This is a genomic window from Flavobacterium sp. Arc3, assembly GCF_041431375.1.
Classification (GTDB): domain Bacteria; phylum Bacteroidota; class Bacteroidia; order Flavobacteriales; family Flavobacteriaceae; genus Flavobacterium.
The window spans coordinates 1-21,216 of record NZ_JASMRI010000008.1 but is presented as its reverse complement, the minus strand read 5'-3'; the positions used below and the strand labels follow the sequence as shown (position 1 = coordinate 21,216).

The 21,216-nt window shown below is 35.0% G+C and carries 11 protein-coding genes; 3 read left to right on the top strand and 8 right to left on the bottom strand.

What is annotated here, in order from left to right; all coding sequences use genetic code 11:
- Positions 1 to 27: 27 nt before the first annotated feature.
- From QO200_RS07265 to QO200_RS07250, 4 genes are all read right to left on the bottom strand, one after another.
- Positions 28 to 2,241, bottom strand: a complete 2,214-nt coding sequence (locus tag QO200_RS07265; RefSeq protein WP_371538288.1) for a TonB-dependent receptor — start codon at positions 2,239 to 2,241, stop codon at positions 28 to 30.
- Between the two features lie 9 nt (positions 2,242 to 2,250).
- Positions 2,251 to 3,549: a hypothetical protein gene (locus QO200_RS07260; protein WP_371538286.1), complete on the bottom strand. Its 1,299-nt coding sequence runs from the start codon at positions 3,547 to 3,549 to the stop codon at positions 2,251 to 2,253.
- A 77-nt stretch (positions 3,550 to 3,626) separates the two neighbouring features.
- Positions 3,627 to 4,178 carry a DUF4331 family protein gene (locus tag QO200_RS07255; protein ID WP_371538283.1) on the bottom strand — a complete coding sequence of 184 codons (552 nt, stop codon included), beginning with the start codon at positions 4,176 to 4,178 and terminating at the stop codon, positions 3,627 to 3,629.
- Positions 4,179 to 4,206: 28 nt separating this feature from the next.
- Entirely contained in the window at positions 4,207 to 4,857 is a 651-nt protein-coding gene (locus QO200_RS07250; RefSeq protein WP_371538281.1) for a DUF4331 family protein, read from the bottom strand.
- Positions 4,858 to 5,089: 232 nt separating this feature from the next.
- Here QO200_RS07250 and QO200_RS07245 point away from each other — a divergent pair, with 232 nt between their 5' ends.
- The 3 genes from QO200_RS07245 to QO200_RS07235 all read left to right on the top strand — a co-directional run bounded on the left by QO200_RS07245 (position 5,090) and on the right by QO200_RS07235 (position 7,542).
- On the top strand, positions 5,090 to 5,620 hold the full coding sequence (locus QO200_RS07245) for an RNA polymerase sigma factor (RefSeq protein ID WP_371538279.1): 531 nt from the start codon (positions 5,090 to 5,092) through the stop codon (positions 5,618 to 5,620).
- Complete coding sequence (locus QO200_RS07240; RefSeq protein ID WP_371538277.1) at positions 5,620 to 6,405, top strand: anti-sigma factor domain-containing protein; 786 nt, start codon at positions 5,620 to 5,622, stop codon at positions 6,403 to 6,405. Before QO200_RS07245 ends, QO200_RS07240 begins: the two co-directional genes overlap by 1 nt.
- Before the next feature lie 192 nt (positions 6,406 to 6,597).
- Positions 6,598 to 7,542: a tRNA dihydrouridine synthase gene (locus tag QO200_RS07235; RefSeq protein WP_371538275.1), complete on the top strand. Its 945-nt coding sequence runs from the start codon at positions 6,598 to 6,600 to the stop codon at positions 7,540 to 7,542.
- Between the two features lie 109 nt (positions 7,543 to 7,651).
- Here the strand turns inward: QO200_RS07235 and QO200_RS07230 are convergent, their stop codons facing one another.
- The 4 genes from QO200_RS07230 to QO200_RS07215 form a co-directional block, all read right to left on the bottom strand.
- Positions 7,652 to 10,720, bottom strand: a complete 3,069-nt coding sequence (locus QO200_RS07230; RefSeq protein ID WP_371538272.1) for a fibrinogen-like YCDxxxxGGGW domain-containing protein — start codon at positions 10,718 to 10,720, stop codon at positions 7,652 to 7,654.
- Positions 10,721 to 10,876: 156 nt separating this feature from the next.
- Positions 10,877 to 11,104 carry a hypothetical protein gene (locus QO200_RS07225; protein ID WP_371538270.1) on the bottom strand — a complete coding sequence of 76 codons (228 nt, stop codon included), beginning with the start codon at positions 11,102 to 11,104 and terminating at the stop codon, positions 10,877 to 10,879.
- 43 nt (positions 11,105 to 11,147) lie between these two features.
- Positions 11,148 to 15,782: a BspA family leucine-rich repeat surface protein gene (locus QO200_RS07220; protein ID WP_371538267.1), complete on the bottom strand. Its 4,635-nt coding sequence runs from the start codon at positions 15,780 to 15,782 to the stop codon at positions 11,148 to 11,150.
- Positions 15,783 to 15,834: 52 nt separating this feature from the next.
- The coding region (locus QO200_RS07215; RefSeq protein ID WP_371538264.1) for a beta strand repeat-containing protein at positions 15,835 to 21,216 on the bottom strand (5,382 nt) is incomplete at its 5' end.

Sequence of the window (21,216 nt, the reverse complement as noted above, 5' to 3'; positions counted from 1 at the left end):
CAAAACAAACAAAATCATTATTCTTTACTAAAACTTATAGGTTATTCTAGCCTTCATAAAAAAAGGGGTTCCAGGGGTAAAATGAATTTCTTCAACACTCTCAGACTCTTCTTTTAATCTTGATTCGGTAGCAAATTGAGTTTCATTCCATTTAGTATTCAATAAATTCTCTATCGAAATGCCAAAAGTCACACTTTTAAATTCATAATTAATATTAAAATCAGCTATCGCATATCCTTTGGCTACAATTGAATTGTCTTCATTAGCAGGACGGCTTTTTAGATATCGATATCTCAACCCTCCCGAAAGTCCATTCCATTTTTGAAAGCTCAATCCACCAGTCGAAGTAAAATCTGGTGCAAGCGGAATGTAGTTTTGCCCGCTAGGTTCATCAATGCTTCTGGCGTAGGTATAATTAGCATCGGCGTCAAAATACAACCAATCATTTAATTGATAGCGCAATCCTAAATCAGCTCCCATACGTCTTGTTTTTCCACTAGGCTCAATGATTCCGGCATCACCCACATAGACAAACTCTTGTTGTAGGTATAAATACCACAATGCTGAGTTCACAATCAATCTTGGAAAAGGTTTCCAAATCGTTCCTACATCAGTTCCTATAGCGGTAGGTAAAATTTGTTTTCCATTATTTTGAACCACAACGCGAGCATCATTCGAATGAAACCCAATTCCTGACTTTACAAAAAATTGTAAATTGTTATTTTGTGAATAGATAAAATTAAGTTTGGGTGATACTTTCACTTCCGTTTCTGTCTGCGTATTATAAATAGGAGCCAACTTATCTCTGTAATTAAACTTGAAATAGTCCAATCGTACTGCCGGATTGATAGTCAGTTTCCCAAATTTAAATTCTGAATTTAAGTACGTAAAAGCATTCGTTTCATCAATATCACCTAATTTAATATTTTCTAGAGTAATGCTTCTATTCAACGTATGTGACAATTCAGTATCAATAGTCGCATCAGCACGAAAACCTACGCCTAATTGAAATAACGCATCCCAATCATTACTTTTTACTTTTCTATTTAATTCTGCATTCATACCGTAAATCGAGCGGTTTTCCTTTTGCTTGATTTGGTCTCCATTTATAGGATCTTCTAAGAAGAAAGTGAAATTCGAATACAGTTCAAAATCATATTTAGAATAAAAAGCATTCGCTTTCAAGTACGTATTTTCATCTATAGGTTTGCTTAACGACGCATTAATATTTGTTCTCGATGTCGTACCTCCTTCGGTATCATCAACTGATCCAAATCTAGAAATAGTTCCATTATCTACTAATCGTTGCGGTATTTGTCCAGATGCATCCCAAGTACTGGAAAAACGAGAAGCAGATACTGAGAACTTACTATTATCATCCAAAACAGCCGAATACTTCCCTAACAAATTGACCCTATTAAAATTTTGAGGAGAATCAAATGGCCCATCGGTCAGTATATATTCTGTTGCGATGTATGCGCTTTGTTTTTTTTGGTTTCCCAAAAGGTTAAACATCCCTACCGTTCTTAACGTATTAAACTGACCGGCTTCTATGCTTATACTACTCTTCTCTAGTTTTTCTTTAGTTTGGAAGGTAACGTATCCTGCCGTTGCAAAATCCCCTTTACTGGCATAATACGTCCCTTTTCCAAAGTCTATCTTTTCTACCGTTTCAGGAATCACAAAATGTAAATCGGCATAGCCCTGACCATGAGCATGAGACACCATATTTACTGGCATTCCATCAACAGAAATGGCAATATCTGTACCGTGATCTATATCAAATCCTCGTAGGAATATTTGCTCTGCTTTACCTCCACCGGCATGTTGACCAATGAACAACCCTGGAACTTTTCGTAAGATTTCCTGAGAGGAATTAACAGGCGTAGTCTGCAAATCGATCTTTGAAATAACATTCATTGCAGATAGCTGTTGTTGAATCACAATTTCATCTAATCTAAAGATATCTCCTTCCAGCAGAATTCTATTTTCAGCGTTACCTAAAGTATAGCTAGACTTTTTATGTCCCAAGGCAGTTACTATCAAAACATTTCCTACTACAGATTTATCAATGCTGAACATTCCCAACTCATTAGTGTGTGCATGTGCCTCCGAATTCATATTTACGATATAGGCGTTCTCAATTGCATTCCCAAATTGATCTACAACAACTCCTTTTTGGATTTGACTGTACGATACCAACCCTAAAAAGGCAAGTACTATTGTAAAAAAATATTTCATGGCGGGCTTTTATAATTGATTTACCTTTTTGTCTAGATTAGGACCTAATTCATACATGCTAGAAAGTAGTTCTTCTTTTATAGGTGCTACTTTTTGTTTCTCGTTATTAGACTTGTAAATCATTGCCAAGTGATATTGTACCTTTGGCTCAAATGATTTTCCTACCACATATTTCTTTGCAATTTCTAATGCTTTATCCTTTTGTCCCATATTCAAATAAGACCAGGCTAATAGATCATAAGAATCTGGTGTAGGTCTGTGATCCACTTCTATTTTTGCAATTTCTAATGCTTTAGGCGCTGTCTCTTTTGCATCAGCATAAATCAGAGTGTTGTATTTATTATACATTGCCCCGTAATTATTCTTTTCAAGCATTGCGAAATAAGCATTTCGATTTTCTAAAGCTGCTGCATCATTCCCGTCAAATTGAGCAATTTGAGATTTTAATAAATAAAAGTCGGGAGTATTGTGTGTGATTTCAATAGCTTCCACAATTCTTTTCGCTTCTTTAGTATTTCTTTCATGAGAAAATACAATCCAAGCAATTCCTTTTAATGCATAGGAATAATTGGGATCTATTGCTAATGTTTTTAGGTAACTGTCATACGACTCCTGAATTCTACCAGCGTGACCATAAAAATCACCCAGATTAGAATATGACCATATTTTTAGTGTTTTATTATCTTCCTTCTCTGCTATATCTCTCGCTTTTTCCATGAAAGTAATCGCCGTTTTCAAGTCGCCTTTATGATCATTCCATTTTGCTAAACGGATTAAGTAATCATAATCGTTCATGTCTTTTAAAGCGTTCAAATTATTTTCCGCTTCGGCAAAATCCCCTAATTCCATTTGGACATCAAACAGCAATTTTTGAGTTTCTTTACGGCCTTCGCCAATAGCCAATGCTTTATTAGCTAAAGCTAAAGCTTCCTTGAACCTGTGTTGTGCAATGTAATTCCTTCCTAATGTTCGAATGGTTGATACTCTCGAATATTTACTAGCTTCATTCGATTGTGTCAATAAATCTTCTGTTTTATATAAGTTTTTAATGTCTCCCGTATATTCAAAAAGAGTGGCATACTTTGAGGCTATTATACCTAAGTAACTTTTTTGATTAGGAGCTGCATCGTATTTTTTTTGCCAAAAATCAATTTCTTTACGTGCAAAATCCAATGATTCATTTCCATCAACATGCAAGTATTTATTATAATCAGAAGTATTTGTAATTTGGTTTTGTTTCTTAGTATCGCAAGCGAAAATAAAAAGGATTGTAAAAACCAGGACGGGGATAACTTTATAAGGTTTCATAATCTATGTGTTTTGTTGTTAGAAAAAAAACAGAGCTCAATAATTATGACTGAGCTCTGTATTATGTATAAAATATATTACCAGGCTGCTGCCAAATAAGGAAAAGAAGTAGTAAATGCTTTATCATTTGCATTTACGTGATCTGAAGTAAGTCCAGGGTTAGCCGCACCATTTGTACCTCCAAAGATTAATAGTAATTCCACATCAATAACGTCATCAGCCAAAGCTCTACCTGTTAGCACATTTGTTCCGTCGAAGAAAGTTGTTTTACCTGAAGTTTTTACATTTAATACATCCGTTGCTAACAATCCTGTAAATTGAGCAGCTGTTTGCCCTAGTGCATTAGTTGTAAATGCAGGATTTAAAGCCAACAGTCTAGATTGAAAAATAGATTGGTATTTTGCTCCCATTGCAGAAGGAATCGCCGCATTAAAATCATCTTTAGGTTGTCCTGAAGCAATAAAAACAGTGTTTATTGCTGGTCTTGCCATTTGATCTTGTTGTACATATGTTCCAGAGAAGTCTGCACTTGCCATAGAGTCATTATTATTGTCGTCATCGTTACAGCTTACTGTAGCTACTGCACATACAAGTGCTAGAGTTATGATTTTGAATTTATTTGTCTTCATAATTTTGAGTTTTTTAGAATAAAATTTATTATTGTTTTTTCTTAGTTTCAGCCCATACATTCAAAGAAGCGGCAGTACCTAACATTGATTTTGGAACTTCAACAACTACTGATAATACATTTGAACCTGCAAAAGTATCTGTACCTGGATTTTTAAACGCTGTAGCTGTTCCTCCAAGAATTGCTTGAAATTGACCTAAGTCAAAAAAGAAAGGATCATCTCTAGGTCCTGCAAAAAATTTCATTCCGTTTTCAGTAGAGGTTACTGCTGCTGCACCATATTTAGATATTGCAACACTTCCAGATGCCGCACTAGTTTTAATTGTACTAGATGTTCCAGTTGTTCCTGGAGCATATGGTCCAAAGAAGTACATCTTATCTCCTTTTTTAATTGCTTGAATAACCAAGTCTTCCACATTATCACCTGTGTTGTCGATGTTAATTTCAATCATCACATTTTCATTGAATGCTGCTGCACCGGTTGCGTTAGGACTTAACAGCCCTTGCGTGTTAACGGCAAAAACTAAATTATTAGTTTCTTGTCCTTGAAAAGTGTACAAGTCTGTAATGTCTGCTGCATTACCTGTTACTGATGGAGCATCTACGTGATCCGCTGCTACTAAGATTAAGCCTGAAAGCGCAATTAGCGAAAGACCCAATACCATTTTTGTTTTTTTCATTTTGTTATAATTTAAAAGGTTATAAAAGCATTTACGGGAATGTTTTCCTTTTGGTTTTAAAAAAATTAAAAAAAAGTTAATATATTTTTTAATATATTAACTTTCAGTAATTTAAAATTAAAATAAAAACACAATTATTTTAAACTACTTTAATTATTGCATACACAATGAATATAATTTATTCATTTGTAAATAAGTTTGTATAAGTTTGTAAGAGTAAAACATAAAGTATATGACCCAAGAAGAGTTATTAGTATTAATATATAAGAAAGACGAAAGAGCTTTTACACATCTCTATGATATGTATTCTAAAAGTTTATTTTCAGTTATTAATGTTCTTGTAAGAAATAGAGAAGAAGCTGAAGATGTACTTCAGGAAGTATTCGTTAAGATTTGGAAAAATATTGATTCTTATAATGAAAGTAAAGGACGATTCTATACGTGGATCCTTAATATTGCAAGGAATACCTCTATAGATAAACTGCGATCTAAAAATTTTAATAACAGTCAAAAAAACCTTTCCTCAGATAATTTCGTACATCTATTAGACGACAGTAACAAACTGGTCAACAAAGTGGATACAATTGGAATACAAGAGTTTGTAAAAAGACTTAAACCAAAATGTATACAAATAATAGATTTATTATTCTTTAAAGGATATACTCAGCAAGAAGCTTCGGAAGAGTTGGAAATTCCTTTAGGAACTGTAAAAACGCACAATCGAAATTGTATTAATGATCTAAGAACTTATTTGAAAGTATAATGGAAACAAAAGAATATATCGACTCCGGAATATTAGAACTTTACGTATATGGTTTGCTAAGCGAAACAGAAAACGAAGAAGTTACTACTATGGCTAATACGCATCCTGAAATTAAGGAGGAAATTATTGCCATTGAAAAAGCAATTGTGGCCTTATCTTCTAGCTTCTCCCCTTTTCATTCAGTGGCAAATTACGAAAAAATTAAGGCTAAGCTAGAACTAAAACATACGCCAGTAATAGAGATGGAAACCACGAGAAACTGGTCACAATACATTGGATGGGCAGCTGCCATTCTTTTAATGATTGGAATTGGCTTTCAATACAATCAATTAGAACAAACCAATAATCAGGTTGTAGGTACTGAAATTGAAAAAGCAAAAATTGAAAAAGAACTAAATCAATTAGAACTTAAAAACAAGCAAAATGAAATTGGTCTTGCAGTCGTACGAGATACTAAGAATACTGTTGTAGCCCTAGGCGGACAAGCGGTAGCGCCAGAATCATCTGCAAAAGTATATTGGAACAAAGAAACACAGGTCGTTTACGTTGATGCAGCTGGATTACCAGCCCCTCCAAAAGGAATGGTGTATCAAGTTTGGGCTTTAAAACTGAATCCTTTAACTCCAACAAGCATTGGATTGCTAGACAAGTTTGATGAAAACAACCAACGCATTTTTGCTGTTAATAGTACTGGTGATGCAGAAGCTTTCGGAATTACGTTGGAACCTGCTGGTGGAAGTTTAAGCCCTACAATGGAGCAATTATATACCTTAGGAAAAGTGTAATTTAATTCTAAAAATATAAATTTCAATTCATCTTAAAACCAGGCTTTCACATGAAAGTCTGGTTTTTTTATTCCACACAACCAAACTTTGGAAATGATAGAAAAAGAGCTTAAAAGGACTTATAATAACATATCTGCTAAATGCAAACCATAACAGTTTAAAGTGTATTATATTTGCATTTTTAAATAATACATGGACTACACCCTACTTTCCTCTCCCTTACAAGGATTTACTGATTTTCGTTTTAGAAATGCCCAAAATAAAATTTTTGGTGGTATTGATACTTTTTATGCGCCTTACATTCGTTTGAATGGAAAAATGGTTATTAAATCCTCTTATCAGCGTGATTTATTACCAGAGAACAATAATACCCTTGAAGTAATTCCGCAAATAATTACTAATGATGCTGATGAGTTTTTGTTTGTATCGAAGTATGTTCAGGAATTAGGGTATAAAGAATTGAATTGGAATTTGGGTTGTCCCTATCCTATGGTAACCAAATGTGGAATGGGTTCTGGACTGATCAGTAATACTGAAAAGATCAACCAGATTTTGCATAAAGTACACAATGAATCTGATATTATCGTTTCGATGAAAATGCGTTTGGGATATGACACTACCGAAGAAATTCTGGATGTTTTTCCGATATTAGAAAAATACCCTATAAAGAATGTTGCCATTCATGCACGTATTGGAAAACAATTGTATAAAGGAGGCGTTCACTTAGATGCATTCCAGACATGCGTTGACAACACCAAATTGAAATTGTATTACAATGGCGATATTACTACTGTGGCTAAATTTAAAGAGATGCAAGAGCGTTTCCCTACGATTGACCACTGGATGATAGGAAGAGGTTTAATTGCCGATCCTTTTTTGCCTACTATGATTAAAAACAATTCGTTTGAATATCCCAAAAACAAAATGGAGTTATTAAGTGAGTTTCATGACACTTTGTACCAAGGATACAGTGAATCTTTATCAGGCTCCACTCACATCTTATTAAAGATGCATCATTTATGGGAGTACTTTTCGGTTATTTTTTCGAATCCACATAAAGTGCATAAAAAGATAAAAAAGACACAGAGTATAAGGAATTATGAAGCTGCTGTCAAAGAAATTATAAAAGCGGGTTAATTAATAAAACTCTAAATATTCTCTAGCAAAAGAAGGTTTTACTAAATAGTAGAACCTTCCTTTGTTACCAAAATTTTAATTGCTTTTTTTAAAATAATTCATAAAAATATTATCGAACCCAATACCAAATAATACCTGGGTTTGGATTAGTCGATCCACCGCCTCCATCGGAAATCCATGGAGTAGGACTCCAACCACATATAGAAATCAATGTCCCCCACCAGTTACCTCCACCGTTATCTGTAGTTATAGTTCCACAATCATTTTGATACCATGGCATTCTTTGGCTAATACCGTTATCACTCACATAATTCCATGTTCCGAATTTTGTATCAAGTGTAATATTCGTTTGAGAATTGTCTGTTTTCACAAAACTATAATTCCCATTGGCAGTCCAGATACCGCCATGACTTCTTCTTGTAGTGGCATCAATCATGTATTGAAAACCACTAGCACTTTTCTTAAGATAATTAGCCCACTCTATAATAGAATAATTTGGTGTTGCTGCGTTCTCCATATCCGCAGTATTTGCAAATGGAATACTTGTGTTTAACGAAATGACATTACCATAATTCCAACCAGCACTACTTGAATTTTTCATAATCAATGTCCAACCTCCCCCATCTGTGGTCATATCAGCATAAATTTGAAATGGAGTTCCTGCATTTATATTGGGGTTCGTTATCCAATACAATCCATCAGTAGCACTTGGGAAATCATTTTTTATTTGAAATGCACTTATTCCTGCCGACGCTGCAGATAATCCATCATTCGATTTAGTAGAAACTGATTGACCGTATTTAGTTAATGAATTACTTGTAGACAATGCCCCATTTTTATTTATATAATTCGCATTTGTTGTAGAAATTTGACCGTTTTTAGTTAATACATCAACACTATTCACTGTTAAAGTAGATGTAATGCTTCCACTATAATAGGTTGCATCTCCTGCTTGGTTTGCTGTTATAGTAGAAGTTCCTGCCCCAGTTATGCTAACTGTTGTTCCACTAATTGTTGCTACCGCAGGATTACTACTGGTATAAGTAAAAGCTCCGGAACTATTAGTTGTAGGTGAAGCTATAATATAATTGCCATCAAAATAAAGTTTTGTAATATTATTAAAATTGGAAATGCTTGGAGCTAAACCTCTGGTCACTATAATAGTATAAGTTTTTGTAGTTGAACCATCTTGGGCTGTTACTTTTACATCTATTGTATTTGAACCTCCATTTAAAGATAAAGCCCCTGATGCGTTAGTAACTGTAGTATATCCTCCTCCGTTTACTTGCACTTGAATTGTTGCATTCGCATCAGATTTTGTAGGTGTTACAGTAATACTAGTTGTTGTATTAATTACACTTGCTGTATAAGCTATTGTAGCTGTTGCAAAACTTGGACTTAATGTGCCGTTTGAAAGTGTTAAAGCACTTAAATCTGCATTTGTAGATAAAAAAGTAAAACCTGTTTTTGTAGCTGTACAGCTATTGTTTGTTAAGATTAAACTTCCTGATGTTCCAGTAGCAACAACTGCGGTAATACTTGTTGGAGACACAACAGTGAATGATGTGACAGCAGTACCTCCTAAACTCACTGCCGACGTGCCTGTAAAATTAGTCCCAGTTATGGTGACTGTTCCACCAGCAACTTCTGATGTTGGCGTAAAGGAAGTTATTGTTGGAACACTTTTTACAGTTACCACTTGAGAGATGCAAGCTGTATTGGCATCAGGTCCTTTTCTTTTTACATAATAGGTCGTAGATGCACTCGGTGTTAGATTTATTGCTGTTCCAGTTCCTACAATCGGACTTGACCCTAATTCGATAAAATCAATATCCATTGTTACTCCCGTAGCCGATGAATAATCATATCTCCAACCGGTGATATTACCTCCTGATGCCCAACTTGGATTTAGAGACATATCTATAGTTCCGGTATGCCATGCATTATCAGAAACCAAGGTTGTAGCTCTCGAAATCCCTCCGGTTGGAATTGTATATGCAGAATTTAAAAAGAAAATTTCTGTAGTTCCGGCTGTTCCAGAAACCACCCTATATCTAAAATTTATATATTTATAAACAGACGGATTAAAAGATCCAATACCATACATATTAATCCTAGGGTCTACAGAGGTAGATGTCACCTTCAGTATTCCATTAATACAACTGTTGACCGTTGTAGTAGAAAGGTTTGGCGCTGTGGGCTGATTTCCCCAACCTTCAGAATAGGCTTCCCCACCACATCCACCATCATACCATACATCAACTGTATTTGGATTAGTAATTCCTCCTGAAGAAGTCAATGTCGTACTATCTCCAGCACAAATTACATTATTTCCAGATATTGTTGTTGGTGCAGATGTTTGAGAAAAAACAGTAATTTCATCGATACTGCCCGATCTCATATATATATCAAATGCATTAAATGCTGGAGAAAATCCTAATGCTGTAGCAGATGGACTTGTTGGATTCAAATAATCAAAGGTTGATAAATTCGGATTTATCCACATTTCTGTTTTATTCAAATTATAGTCTATACGAACCACTACTAAATTTTGAGCACTCAAACTTGCTGTGGTAGAGCTTATATTGTTGAGAGAAGCATCCAAAATTGACATAAAAGTTCCGCTACTAGCCCCTATACCTCCTGTTAAAGTTGAGCTGTTAAAAAACCGAATATTAGGCGTTCCAAAACCTCCCGACGCTTCAAAAACAGATATAAATTGAAAATAAACAACACCTAGACTCTGTGCTGGAAATGTTCTTTTTAGAGCCGCAATTACATTACAAGTTCCGTAACAAGTAGCATCAAAATCAGCTTTAAGACCAGCTGTTGTTAATCCCGAATACGTATATCCTGCCGTTGAAGTTTTTAAAAATCGATCTAAATATGTTTTCTCCCAAGAAGTCGACCATCCACTCCCTCCATTTGCATTTAACAATGAAGAACCACTGGTATAATTAAAACCTTCGTAAGCAACAAGATTAAAACCTGATGGTATGCTTTGTGCATTGCTATTAAAAACAATAAAAACAAAACATAAATAACTTAGTCGTCTGGAAAATTTGTTTAATAAAAAAATATCCTTAAATAATGATTGATTTTTATTTTTTAAAACATTCATCACAAAATGAGATAGAAAAAGTATTATTTTTTTGATGTCGAATGTAAATGAACTCATAAATCGAAGTTTTTTTGCTTATTGTCGTAAAAATAAAGTTTTAAATTAAAATCACAATATTACAACCTCATTTCGTTAAGAAACTCAATATGCAAATAATCAATCTTTGACTTTTTTAAGCTGAACTATTTTTTTTATCTAATATAAATTTCAACTCTAGTAGTTCTGTTGGTCCAAGTAGTTCCTGGACAACTCTATTTCCAGCAGAGTAATTGCCATATGAGGAATCCATACCAATACCTCCTGAGACATCATTATACTTTGATCTCCATTTGGATATAAACCTGCTGAATTTTCATTCCAAGCAAAACCCCATCTAACTTTTGCTGAAGTATTTAAATTATATATACGATCAACATCATTCCTTGTATTTGCTTCGATCATTTTTTATACCCCAGAAGCACTACAAACACGAATGTTCATAAATTTATAGGCCATACTTTAATTTTACTGCATTAAAATTTTGTTGAATTTCTTCGGCAGTAAGTACTCTTTTATAAATTAATACTTGGGCAATAGTTCCATTAAAAAAATTAGCAGAGCCAGCCCTAGATGATAGATACAGTTTATGACTTGTGAAATTTCCACTATTGTCATTAATCAGACTAGCTACGTTTACTTTATTTGCTGCCTTTCCATCAATATAGATTAAGTTTTGATCTGTAGCACCCAAACTTCTATCAGTAGTTGCTGTAAAAAGATGCCAATTACTATCATTTATAGAATCCACGGAATTAGATACATTATAATTTTGATTATGATCTACAAATTGCATTTTAGTATTTAAGTTGTTTGATATGATGCCAAACGAATTATTACTATTCCAAGTAACGCTATGCTCCATAACCATTTCTGTCTTAGAAGATTCCGTTTTTAGTATTATTTGAATGGTTAATTTATCTTTATTCGATAAATCTAAATTATTGTTTGTTACAAAATAATCATTTGAGCCATCAAAAATTAAAGAACCGCTGTTTGAACTACTATAACTAACACCATTTTTTAGGGTTCCATTATTACCATTACCACTTATATCTGTCCAAGTAGTACCAGATCCTGAATAACTGGCTGCATTACCAGCATCTAAATGCATGACTAGTCCTAATGAAATAATATCATCCAGAACTATTTCTTGCTTTCCGTATTTATCAATTCCAAAAGCGCCTCCTACATTTCCATTAGCACTTATATAATTAACATCAGTGCTTGAAATGCCTCCGTATTTTGACACTAAATCTTTTCCTAAAACCGTTAGCACCGTTGAGATAGCATTTCCTTCATAGTTCGCATCGGCTGCTTGCGTGGCAGTTATGTTTGCAGTTCCTATACCTGTAAACGTAATCACCGAACCACTTACAGTAGCTACCGCTAAATTATCACTGGTATAAACAATCGGGTTAGCATTATTTGTTGTTGGAGGAACAATAGCATGAGTTCCTGTAAAGTATTGTTTTGTAATTGCAGCAAAAGTTCCAAAGGTAGAATTTGCAATATCTAAAATTGTAATGGTAAGAGTTTGTGTAGTGCTATTGTTTGCAGCATCTGTCGCAACTATCTCTATAACATAGGTATTTGAATTTAAAGTGCTTGAAGGATTTTCAAAATCAGGAGCTGTTGTGAAAACTAAATTCCCGCTACTGTCAATTCCAAATAAAGCTTCGTCATTGACATTCCCTAAAGTCCAGGTTATGGTTTCATTTGCCGAAAAAGTATGCACAGCTGCCGTGTTTTCATTGATCGAAATGGAACTACTTACTCCGGTTTCGCTATTAGGGCCGGTGATGATGGGATTGGACAAATCATTCAATTGGACCGTATTATTACTTTGTGTAACAGCTGCTGGATTTCCAGAACTATCAAAAATCGAATTTAAAACGGGAGTCACAGTAAGTACTTCTGCGCCATTAGGGGTTCCATTAATATCAAGTCCTATCACAAAAGTTAGATTATTGGAAGCTGAAATACTACTTGGTATTGTTGTATTTAATGTAGCTGTTCCCCCTGATAATGAAAATAAAAAATCGGTAGTTTCTAAGGAGACACTACCTACATCCGTTCTGTAGACATTTTCGCTAAAAGTTATACTAATGGTTGCATTATTAGATGCTAAAGAATTACTTACTATAAAAGGTACAATATCATCCGCATCCATACCTCCATCGGTAATTGTCCAGTTTTTATTTGCAATTAATGTTGTATTTCTGGCTGTTAAAACAGAGGCTGTATCCGAATATTTACTACTACCAAAATGAGCATTTAAATTTATTGGTACTAAGGTTTCGCCAGAATCTAAAGTAGACCAACTTAGTAACAATGCATCATAATTAGCTCTTGATAATTTACCGCCTGCTAAAAAAAAGTATAACTTAGTTACTCTTGAAATATTCCAGGTACTAATATCTTGATTAAAGGACGTTGCATTATAAAACATATAATCCATATCAATTGTTTTACTGGATTCGTTAGTAAATTGCCAATTGAATAAATTTTGGTTAAATTTAAATGCATTATGAAACATTTGCCTAAAGTTAGTTACATTTGAAACATTCCAGCTATTTATATCTTGATTGAAAAGAGGGGTGTTATAAAACATATAACGCATATTGGTTACATTTCCTGTTTTAGTTCCCCAATTTAAAGGCGCATTAAACAAAGGCATTTGTTGAAACATTCCTTCCATATTTGTAACACTTGAAACATCCCAATTGCTTAAATCTTGATTGAATATATTATTGGAATTAAACATGCTAACCATGTTGGTAACATTAGAAACATTCCAGCCACTAATATTTATGTTAAAAGCATCCGCATTTTGAAACATGGAACTCATAACCGTTACGTTGCCAACATTCCATCCGCTTATGTCTTGTGCAAATACTATAGCATTATTAAACATAGCATTCATGTTGGTTACGTTCGCAACATTCCAACTACCAATATTTTGATTGAAAGAAGTTGCACTTTGAAAAATTCCAGACATATTTGTAAATCGTTCAACATTCCAGTTGGAAATATCTTGGTCAAAAGAGGTTGTGCTTTGAAACATGGAGGATGCATTAATATTCTTTGTAGGATCTGTTGTAAAAACCCAACTAGAAATATTTCCATTAAAAGAAGTACACTCTTGAAACATTTGACGCGGGTCAATTAGACTTCCTACATTCCAAGAATTTAAACTTTGGTTAAAGCTATTTGTTCTATAAAACATCCAATTTGTACTGGTCACTTTTGATACATCCCAACCATCAATATCTTGATTAAATTGAGGTGCCTGTGCAAACATTCTTACCATATTGGTTACATTACCCGTTTTTAAACCCCAATTTAGAGGAGAATTAAAAACAGATGCATTATCAAACATATTCGACATATTTATAACACTTGAAACATCCCAATTGCTTAAATCTTGATTGAATATATTGTTATCAGCAAACATATAAGACATGTTCATAACATTTGACACATTCCATACACTAATATCCAAATTAAAAGCATCTGCATTTCGAAACATAGAACTCATATTGGTTACGTTGCCGACATTCCATCCACTAATATTTTGGTTGAATACTTGAGTATTATTAAACATATTGTTCATGTCAGTAACATTCGCTACATTCCAACCACTAATATCTTGACTAAAGGCTTGTGCATTATTGAACATGCCACTCATATTAGTGACCCTGCTTACATTCCAGTTAGTAATGTCTTGATTAAACTTAACTGCACTAGCAAACAAATTAGTTAAATTCACTGATTTTGATACATCAGTGGTAAATTGCCACCCACTAATGTTCCCGTTAAATAAGGTATTATTTTGAAATATACCGTACCCATTCGTTAAACTAGAAACGTCCCATGAATTAAGGTCTTGATCAAATACACAATTATAAAACATGTATTGCATATTAGTAACTTTAGAAACATCCCAGCTATTGATTGTTTGATTAAAGGCTTTTGAGTCTCTAAATAAATCTTGCATATTAGTTACCTTAGCAGTTTTTACTCCCCAAGCATCCAAAGGCTGGTTATAAACTAATGTTTGTCTAAACATACTACTCATATTGGTGACATTTGCAATATCCCAAGTACTTAAATTTTCATTAAAAGCTTGAGCTGCATAAAACATACTCGCCATATTAGTCACGTTACCAACATTCCAACTACTTATATCCTGATTAAAGACTTTAGTAGACTGAAACATAGCGTTCATATTAGTCACGTTTCCTACATCCCACCCGCTAATATTATTATTGAAAGCTTGTGCGTTATTGAACATATTATTCATATCTGTAACATTAGCTAATTTAGCCCCCCAATTTAAATCATTACCTAAATTATTGAACTTTGTTGTATTACCAAATAAATAGGACATACTTAGTACGTTAGAAACCTCCCAAGAACTTAAATCCTGATCAAATGCTGATGCTCCATTAAACATTTGTCTTAAATTAGTTACCCGTTCCATATTCCAATTACTAATATCCTGATTAAAATTAGAAGCTGACTGAAACATAGCAGACATATCAATCGATTTATTTATATCAGTAGTAAATCTCCAGTCAGCCATACTACTATTTCCAGTTAATGCAGTACAATTTATAAATGCATTAGAAAAACTTGAAACATTAGATAAATCAGGAATATCTGAGGCAGTAATTTGCATAACACTGGCACCGTAAAACGCATTTGCCATTGTTGACCATTGTCCGCTTCCCCAATTATCCACTGATTTCAAATAATTTCTATTACCAAAATTATTTATATAAATCCTAGGAAACCCTGTTATTACATTAGGTGTAATACTAACTGTTTTTATACCAGCCGTACTGTAAGTATGACTAATATTTCCAAATGATCCCACTTTAGTCTCTATAGAACTATCTCCCCAGTCTATTGTAAAATCGTAACCATTTCCAGTTAACGGTATGATTATGTTATTTGCCCCATCTGTTTGCCAAGTAGTTGTGAATGGAGTCTGCGCCTTTCCAGAAAACGAGATCAACAAGAAAATAAAACAGAAATAAAATACGCTGCCTTTAATTATTTTAGTTAACCTTATCAAATTACGAAATCTTATCATCCTATTTTCTTTTCTAATTTTGGAATTTATGCTTTTAATAAAAATAATCAAACTGAATTCTATCATTAACTGACAATGTATATCCGCCATTATTTGATGGAACATAAGTTAAGGTTGAACCAGTAACAGAATAAGCGGTATTACTTATTCGGATTCCATTTACATACATTTTTACTTTGCTTTTCGTAGCAGGTGCTTTTGTCAACGCAAAACTAGTTTGAGAAGCGATTGCAGCAAACTCATCTGCAACTTCAGTAATTTCTGCCGCTTTTACAAATTCAGTTGTTGCAATTTGTGTGCTGTTGGTTCCAACTACTGCCGTTGGAGCTAATGGTGTTCCCGTTAATGTTGGTGAAGCTGATAAGACCAAACTTCCTGATCCTGTTTCGTCCGAAATAACTCCAGCCAATTCTGTCGATGTAGTTGATGATAATACACTTAATTTATCTGTAGTTACAACCAATGTTTTTGAGATTGGAATTGAAGTTCCATTTACACTTGTTGCTGTTGCAACTCCTAGAGCTGGTGTAACCAAGCTAGGTGAAGTCGATAAAACGACTGACCCTGTACCTGTTGATGTAGTTGCTCCTGATCCGCCGTTAGCAACTGGTAATGTTCCACTATATGCTGTAGCTGTTGTACTTGGAGTTATCCAAGAAAGTGTTCCGCTACCTGTTGTGGATAATACTTGACCATTGGTCCCATGTGTTTTAGGATAAGTTACAGTTCCTGAGGTTACAGTTCCTGAGGTTTTAACTTCAGTTACGCTAGTATTCCCTAGCTGAATTGTATTAGAGGCTGTAACGATTGCATTTGCACCAATAGCGACTGAATTTGAAATTCCATCAGAAGCGACGTCTGCATGTTTACCAATAGCTGTATTTTCTGAACCAGAGCTACTTGAAACTAATGCTTGAGTTCCGATTGCGACATTATCAGTACCAGAAGTATTATTCTGTAATGCTGTATAACCTAGTGCCGTATTTCCTCCACCATCAACATTTTTTTCTAAGGCTGCCCTACCAATTGCTGTATTTGCATAACCAGCATTACTTCCTAAAACACCAAGTCCGATTGCAGTATTTGAATTTTCATTAAAATTACCTCGCCCTATTGTTAGTCCGTTTATATTTACATCAGTACTAAAAGTTTTGATTCCTGCAATAGTTTGAGTAGTTGTTAAATCTACAAAATTTTGAGTTGACGATCCTGTTCCACCATTTGCAATTGCAACTACTCCAGAAACGTTTGATGCTGTTCCTAAGGCTGTTAAATAAGTTGAACTATCTACAGATCCATCTGCTTTTAAGAATTGTGAGGAAGTTCCTGAAGGCGTTTTGAATCCTGAACCCTCATATGAACCACTAGTATTGACATTGGTAATACTTGAATTACCTAGTTGAATAGAATTAGAGCCATTTCCAACAGCGTTATAACCTATTACAATTTCATTAGTATCTCCATTTGCTGATGTTCTGGCACCAGAGCCAATTAAAACACTATTGGATAAACTTGTCAGGTTGGAGTTGCTTGCAATTTGAGTACCTGACGAATTTCCAAGAACTAAATTGTTATCCCCAGTTGCTAGTTGAACCGCCGCATTACTTCCCAAGGCAGTATTGTTTGAACCTGTCGTATTCATTATTGCCCTGTTCCCAATACCCGTATTATTGGAAGTAGTAGTTACAAAGCTCAGAGTTTCATTACCAATTGCCGTATTATTTGATCCAGACGTAAGTCGTTCAAAAGCATAGGCTCCCATAGCTGTGTTCCATCTTCCGGATACAGTTGCATTAAATACAGCCAAGCCTAAACCTACGTTTCGAACAGAACCTGAACCATCCCCTTTTAAGGTGTTGCTCTGAACCGTTATAGGTGAACTAAACGTTTTTGTTCCTCCGACCGTTTGGTTGTTTGTTAAATCTACAAAAGCCCCACTAGTAGCAATGCTTACTGCATTAGTAACAAAAGCGGTAGTAGCAAGTTGCGTGGTATTCGTTCCTGCTGTCGCTGTTGGTCCTATTGGTGTTCCTGTTAATGTAGGTGAAGTTGATAAGACCAAACTTCCTGTTCCTGTTTCGTCCGAAACAACTCCAGCCAATTCTGTCGATGTAGTTGATGATAATACACTTAATTTATCTGTAGTTACAACCAATGTTTTTGAGGTAGGAATTGAAGTTCCATTTACACTCGTAGCAGTTGCAACTCCTAGAGCTGGTGTAACCAAGCTAGGTGAAGTCGATAAAACGACTGATCCTGTTCCTGTTGAAGTAGTCACTCCTGTTCCACCGTTAGCAACAGCCACTATACCAGTAACATTGGTGGCATTACCACTACTTGTCAGATAAGTACTTGAATCAACACTACCATCAGCCTTTAAAAATTGTGAAGATGTACCACCTGATTTAACAAAGGATGCTCCAGTAACGGCACTACTAAATGTTTTAGCTCCCGCAATTGTTTGATTTGTTGTTAAATCAACAAAGTTTTGAGTAGCTGATCCTGTTCCTCCATTTGCAATTGCAACTATGCCAGTCACATTTTCAGCATTATCACTAGTTGTTATATAATTATTGGAGTCTATACTTCCATCCGCTTTTAAAAATTGAGAAGAAGTCCCTCCATCTTTTTTAAATGATTCTGCTATAACTTTTTCAGTAAATCGACCTTCTCCTTCAACATCCAATTGATATAAAGGAGTATAATTTGCACCTATTCCAAATCTACCTTTTTCATCAATGGTTAGTCTTCTGCAACAACCCCCTTGAACCAATGCAATCCCATTTCCATTAGGGCCAAAATCCCATGAACTAGTATTACCTACTAAAGTTAAAGAAGAAACTCTAAAATTAGAAGAAAAATCCCCATAAGTCCCGATCAATGTCCCAGTCAATGTCCCGCCTGTCAATGGTAAAAAATTGGCGCCTGAAGTTGAAACTGCATCAGTTACATATTCAGTTGTTGCAACTTGAGTGGTGTTAGTTGTCGCTACCGCTGTTGGTGCACTTGGCACACCAATGAAAGTGGGCGAAGCTATATTTGCTTTTAAATCCAAATTGCTATTCGTAGCAAAACTGCTCAAATCTTGGTCTCCTGTATTGGTACCAGTTATTGATGCTAATTTTGTTTTATCTACTGTCGAATAATCTTCGGTTGATAATCCTTTGCCTGTTTCCTTATCTACTTTTAAATCTAAAGCGGTTTGTGTAGCTGTTTCAGAAGTACTGATTTTTCCTTCAACATAGCTCTTTACCGATTTTACAGTTGGGTATTTCGTATCTGAAGTTCCATCAGTACTTACATCGGTACTTTTATTAACCAAATCTTCTTTTAATAAATCAACAGTACTACGGTTAGTAGTTTCCGTTGTAATTGCTGCAGTGTTTGCTGATTCTGCTGCTCTCGCAGTTGACGCTTCCGAAGCCAGGTTACTTGCTAAAGTTGCATCTGCAGTAGTACGGTTAGAAGTTTCTGTTGCAATTGCATCTGCATTAGCTATTTCTGCTGTTTTAGCTCTCGAAATTTCTGCAGTTAATGCTGATGAACTTGAAGTTGAACTAGCATCAACATAGCTTTTTACCGATTTTACTGTTGGGTATTTGGTATTAGAAGTTCCATCTGTTGAAACATCAGTGCTTTTATTAGTTAAATCTTCTTTTAATAAATCCGCAGTAGTACGATTAGTAACTTCTGTTGCCAAGTTGCTTGTTAAGGTTGCATCGGCTGTGGTACGTGAATTCGTTTCTGTTACCAAGTTTGCGGAAATACTATTTTCTGAGTTTGTCGCTCTGGTTGTTTCTGCTGTAATCGCATTCGCATTAGCTGTTTCTTCTGTTTTCGCTCTCGAAATTTCTGCAGTTAATGCTGATGAACTTGAAGTTGAACTAGCATCAACATAGCTTTTTACTGATTTTACTGTTGGGTATTTGGTATCAGAAGTTCCATCAGTTGAAACATCAGTGCTTTTATTAGCTAAATCTTCTTTTAATAAATCAGCAGTACTACGATTAGTAGTTTCTGTTGCAATTGCCGTAGCGTTTGTAGATTCTGCAGCTCTCGCCGTTGATACTTCCGAAGCTAAGTTACTTGCTAAAGTTGCATCTGCAGTGGTACGGTTAGAAGTTTCTGTTACAATAGCATCTGCATTAGCGATTTCTGCTGTTTTAGCTCTCGAAATCTCTGCTGTTAATGCTGTTGAACCTGAAGTTGAACTTGCATCTACATAGGTTTTTATCGATTTTACAGTTGGGTATTTCGTATCTGAAGTTCCATCAGTACTTACATCGGTACTTTTATTTGATAGGTCTTCTTTTAATGCGACTGCAGTTGTACGGTTAGTAGTTTCCGTTGTAATTGCAGTTGTGTTTGCAGCTTCTGCAGCTCTAGCAGTTGACGATTCCGTAGCCAAGTTGGTTGCCAAAGTTGCATCAGCTGTGGTACGAGAATTTGTTTCTGTAACCATATTCGCGGTAATCGCGTTTTCTGAATTTGTTGCTCTAGTTACCTCTGCGGCTAAGGCTGTTGATCCCGTACTTGAACTTGCATCTACATAGGTTTTTATCGATTTTACAGTTGGGTATTTCGTATCTGAAGTTCCATCAGTACTTACATCGGTACTTTTATTTACAAGGTCTTCTTTTAATAAATCAGCATTACTACGATTAGTAGTTTCTGTTGCAATTGCTGTAGCGTTTGCAGATTCTGCAGCTCTCGCCGTTGACGCTTCCAAAGCTAAGTTACTTGCTAAACTTGCATCTGCAGTACTACGATTTGTAGTTTCTGTTGCAATTGCTGAAGCGTTTGCAGATTCTGCAGCTCTCGCAGTTAACGCTTCCGAAGCTAAGTTACTTGCTAAAGTTGCATCTGCAGTAGTACGGTTAGTAGTTTCAGTTGCGATAGCATCTGCATTTGCAATTTCTGCTGTTTTAGCTCTCGAAATTTCTGCTGTTAATGCTGATGAACTTGAAGTTGAACTAGCATCAACATAGCTTTTTACTGATTTTACTGTTGGGTATTTGGTATCAGAAGTTCCATCTGTTGAAACATCAGTACTTTTATTAGCTAAATCTTCTTTTAATAAATCAGCACTAGTTCTGTTTGTTACTTCGGTAGCCAAGTTCGTTGTTAAAGTTGCATCGGCAGCAGTGCGATTAGTGGTTTCTGTTGCAATAGCATCTGCATTTGCTATTTCTGCTGTTTTAGCTCTTGAAATTTCGTTGGTCAATCCTGTCGCACTTGTGCTTGCACTCGCGTCAACATAGCTTTTTACTGATTTTACAGTTGGGTATTTCGTATCCGAAGTTCCATCAGTACTTACATCGGTACTTTTATTTACTAGGTCTTCTTTTAATAAATCAGCATTAGTTCTATTTGTAACTTCTGTTGCTAAATTGGTTGCTAAAGCTCCATCGGCAGT